The organism is Streptomyces sp. BE303 (genome assembly GCF_036290945.1).
Lineage (GTDB): Bacteria > Actinomycetota > Actinomycetes > Streptomycetales > Streptomycetaceae > Kitasatospora.
On the sequence record NZ_JAQYWZ010000419.1, the window covers coordinates 1 to 4,884 of the forward strand.

Consider the following 4,884-nt stretch of genomic DNA (forward strand, 5'->3'; position numbering starts at 1 on the left):
GGTGAAGTCCAACATCGGGCACACCCAGGCGGCGGCCGGCGTGGCCGGGGTGATCAAGTCGGTGCTGGCGATCCGGCACGGTGTGCTGCCGCGCACCCTGCACGTCGACGCGCCGTCCCCGCACGTCGACTGGTCGGACGGCACCGTCAGGCTGCTCACCGAGCGGCAGGAGTGGCCCGCCCTGGACCGGCCGCGCCGCGCCGCCGTCTCGGCGTTCGGCGTCTCCGGCACCAACGCGCACGTCATCGTCGAGCAGGCGCCGGAGGCGTCGGAGCAGGCGGCGGACACCGCGGCCCCGTCCGCCCCGGCCGTGCTGCCGTACGTCCTGTCCGCCCGCACCCCCGAGGCGCTCACCGCCCACGCGGCCCGGATCGCCGGCCGGCTCGCCGGTGATCGCACCGACGGCCTCCCGGGCCCCGACGCGGTGGCCGCCGCCCACACCCTGGCCACCGGCCGCGCCGCCCTGGAGGAGCGCGCCGTCGTCGTCGCCCCGGTGGGCGACGGCCCGACGGCCGGTGCGCCGACGGCCGACACCCTGGCGGCGCTGCGCGGCCTCGACGGCCCCGGCGTGGTCCGCGGCCGGGCCGGCACCCCGGGCCGCACCGTCTTCGTCTTCCCCGGCCAGGGCTCCCAGTGGACCGGCATGGCGGCCGGCCTGCTCGCCACCGAGCCCGTCTTCGCCGACGCCCTGACCCGCTGCGCCGACGCCCTGGCCCCGCACACCGACTGGTCGCTGCTCGACGTGGTCCGGGGCGCGGCCGACGGCCCCGACCCCGACCGGGTGGACGTGGTCCAGCCCGTGCTCTGGGCCGTCATGATCTCGCTCGCCGAACTCTGGCAGGCCTACGGCGTCCGCCCCGACGCCGTCGTCGGCCACAGCCAGGGCGAGGTCGCCGCCGCGTACGTCGCCGGCGGGCTCACCCTGGAGGACGGCGCCCGGATCGTCGCCCTGCGCGCCAAGCTGCTCGCGCGGATCTCGCACAAGGGCGGCATGGTCTCGGTCTCCCGCCCGCTCGCCGAGGTCGAGCAGCGGATCGCCGCCTGGCCCGGCCGGCTCTCCATCGGCGTCGTCAACGGCCCGCAGGCCACCGTGGTCTCCGGTGACCTCGACGCCCTCGCCGAGCTCACCGAGGCGTTCACCGCCGACGGCGCCACCGTCCGTCCCGTCAACATCGACTACGCCTCGCACTCGGTGCAGACGGAGGCCCTGCGCGAGGAGCTGCTCGCCCTGCTGGCCGACGTCCGCCCGCGCGCCGGCACCGTCCCGCTGCTCTCCACCGTGACCGGCGACTGGCAGGACACCGCCGGGCTGGACGCCGGCTACTGGTACCGGAACCTGCGCCACACCGTCCGCTTCGAGCAGGCCACGCGCCGGCTCGCCGAGTCCGGGCACACCGTCTTCGTCGAGGTCTCGCCGCACCCCGTGCTCACCGGCGCGATCGAGGACACCCTGGACGCCGCCGGGGTCGCCGACGCCGTCGTCACCGGCTCGCTCCGGCGCGGCCGGGGCAACCGCGACCGCTGGCTCTCCTCCGTCGCCGAGCTGTACGTCCGGGGCGTCGCCGTGGACTGGGCGACCGCCTTCGCCGGCACCCGCCCCGCCCACGCCGACCTGCCGGGCTACCCGTTCCAGCGGCAGCGGTACTGGCTGGACGCCAGCCGCTCGCCCGAGCACCTGTCCGCCGCCGGTGCCGGTGCTCCCGGTTCCGGTGCCGCCGGGGACAGCCTGTTCTGGGAGCTGGTCGCCGGACGGGACGCCGGCCGGCTCGGCGAGGCGATCGGCGTGGACGGCGACCGACTGGTCCCCGTCCTGCCCGCGCTCGCCTCCTGGTGGGACCGCCGCCGCGCCGCCACTGCGGCCGACGGCTGGCGCCACCGCCTGACCTGGCGGCCGGTCACCGTCCCGGCTGGCCGGGCCGGGGGCCGGTCGGACGGCCGCTGGCTGGTCGTCGTCCCGGAGGAGGCGGTCGGACACACCTGGGCCGAGGGGCTCGGCGAGGCGCTCGCCGCGGCCGGCGGCTCCGTCGAGCTGCTGGTCGGCGGGGTCGACCGGGCCGCGCTCGCCGCGAAGCTCGCCCTGACGCTCGGCGGAGCATCCGCCGGACCGGCCGGCTCCGGGACGCCCCCGGTCGCCGGCGTCGTCTCGCTGCTCGGCCTGCACCCCGGCCGGCACCCCGAGCACGACGACCTGCCGTGGGCGCACGCCGCCCAGGTCGCGCTCGCCCAGGCCCTGGACGAGACGGGCCTGACCGCGCCGGTCTGGTACCTCACCCGCGGCGCCGTCGGCACCGGCCCCACCGACCCGGTCACCGATCCGGAGCAGGCCCTCGTCTGGGGCTTCGGCGCGATCCTCGCCGCCGAGCAGCCGGCCCTCTTCGGCGGACTGCTCGACCTGCCGGCCGCGCCCGACCGGCAGACCTGGCAGCAGGCGGCCGCGCTGCTCACGGACGCGTCCGCGGAGCGCGAGGTCGAGCTGGCGCTCCGGCCGGCCGGGGCCTTCGCCCGTCGGCTGGTCCAGGCCGCCCCGCTGCCCGCCGCCCCGCTGTCCGCCGCTCCGGCGGCCTCCCCGGACGGTGGGCAGGACGGGTCGCAGGACGCCGCCGACCGGTCGTGGAAGCCGCGTGGCACCACCCTGATCACCGGCGGCACCGGCGCCCTCGGCGGACACGTCGCCCGCTGGCTGGCCGGACGCGGCGCCGAACACCTGTTGCTGGTCAGTCGACGCGGGGCCGACGCCCCCGAGGCGTCCGCCCTGGAGGCCGAACTCACCGCCCTCGGGACCAGGGTGACCTACGCCGCCGCCGACGTCGCCGACCGGGCCGCCCTGACGGCCGTCCTCGACGCCGTCCCCGCGGACCTGCCGCTCACCGCCGTCGTCCACACCGCCGCCGCCCTGCACGACGGCCTCATCCCCACGCTCACGCCCGAGCAGCTCGCCGCCGCCCTGCGCGCCAAGGCGGGCGCCGCCCGGCTGCTGCACGAGCTGACGGCCGGCCACGACCTGTCCGCCTTCGTCCTCTTCTCCTCGCTGGCCGGTGTCGCCGGCATCCCGGGTCAGGCCAACTACGCGCCCGGCAACGCCTACCTCGACGCGCTGGCCGCCGAGCGGCGCGCCGCCGGTCTGCCCGCGACCTCGATCGCCTGGGGCCACTGGGCGGGCGCGGGCATCGCCGCCGACGGCGCCGAGCAGCAGCTGCTCCGGCACGGCCTCGCCTCGCTGCCGCCCGTCCAGGCCGTCGCCCTGCTCGGCCAGGCCCTGGACCACGGCGAGAGCCACCTGGTCGTCGCGGACGTCGACTGGCCGGTGCTGTTCCGTGACCGGCCGCACCCGCTGGTCGCCGAACTGGTGCCGCGCGCCGCCGCCGCTGCCGCCCCGGCGGCGGCCGGCGGGAGCGACGTGCTGGCGCGCCTCGGCGCGCTGCCCGCCGCCGAACGGCGCCGCAGCCTGCTCGGCGTCGTCCGGGCCGAGGCGGCGGTCGTCCAGCGGCACCGTTCGGCCGACGCCGTCGACCCCGCCAAGGCCTTCGGCCAGCAGGGCTTCGACTCGCTCACCGCCGTCGAGTTCCGCAACCGGCTCGGCGCGCTCACCGGCCGCCGGCTGCCCGCCACCGTCGTCTTCGACCACCCGACGCCCGCCGCGCTCTCCGACTGGCTGGCCGAGGAGCTGTGGGGTGCCGAGGGCGGGTCCGGTACGGCCCCCGGCGCGGTCACCGCCCCCGGTGCGGCCGTCGTCGACGACGACCCGATCGTCATCGTCGGCATGGCCTGCCGCTACCCCGGCGGCGTCGGCTCGCCCGAGGACCTCTGGCGGGTGGTCTCCGAGGGCGTCGACGCGCTCTCCGGGTTCCCGACCGACCGCGGCTGGGACCTCGACGCCCTCTACTCGCCCGACCCCGACCGGCCCGGCACGTCCTACGCCCGGCACGGCGGATTCCTCGACGGCATCGGCGAGTTCGACGCCGAGTTCTTCGGCGTCCCGCCGCGGGAGGCACCCGCGATCGACCCGCAGCAGCGACTGCTGCTGGAGACCACCTGGGAGGTCTTCGAGCGCGCCGGCATCGACCCCACCTCCCTGCGCGGCAGCCGCACCGGTGTCTTCGCCGGGATCTCCGGCCGCGACTACGCGAGCGCTGCCCAGCGGGTCCCGGCGGAGCTGGAGGCCTACCTCGGCATCGGCAACGCGGGCAGCGTCGCCTCCGGCCGGATCTCCTACACCTTCGGTTTCGAGGGCCCGGCGGTCACGGTGGACACCGCCTGCTCCTCCTCGCTGGTCGCGCTCCACCTGGCCGCGCAGTCGCTGCGCTCCGGCGAGTCCGACCTCGCGGTGGCGGGCGGCGTGCTGCTGATGACCACCCCGACCACGTTCGTCGAGTTCTCCCGCCAGCGCGCGATGTCGCCCGACGGCCGCTGCAAGGCCTTCGCGGCGGCGGCCGACGGCACCGGCTGGGCCGAGGGGGTCGGGCTGCTGCTGGTCGAGCGGCTGTCGGACGCGCGGCGGCTGGGTCACGAGGTGCTGGCGGTGCTGCGCGGTTCGGCGGTCAACCAGGACGGCGCCTCCAACGGCCTGACGGCCCCGAGCGGTCCCTCGCAGCAGCGGGTGATCCGGGCGGCGCTGGCCGGCGCGGGCCTGGAGCCGGCCGACGTCGACGCCGTCGAGGCGCACGGCACCGGCACCACGCTGGGCGACCCGATCGAGGCGCACGCGCTGCTGGCCACCTACGGGCAGGGCCGGCCGGAGGACCGGCCGCTCTGGCTGGGGTCGGTGAAGTCCAACATCGGGCACACCCAGGCGGCGGCCGGCGTGGCCGGGGTGATCAAGTCGGTGCTGGCGATCCGGCACGGTGTGCTGCCGCGCACCCTGCACGTCGACGCGCCGTCCCCGCA

At 77.7% G+C, this 4,884-nt stretch carries 1 protein-coding gene; it reads left to right on the forward strand.

Annotated features, from left to right (window positions below):
- On the forward strand, positions 1–4,884 hold a 4,884-nt coding region (locus PUR56_RS07490), incomplete at both ends, for an SDR family NAD(P)-dependent oxidoreductase (RefSeq protein WP_329948334.1).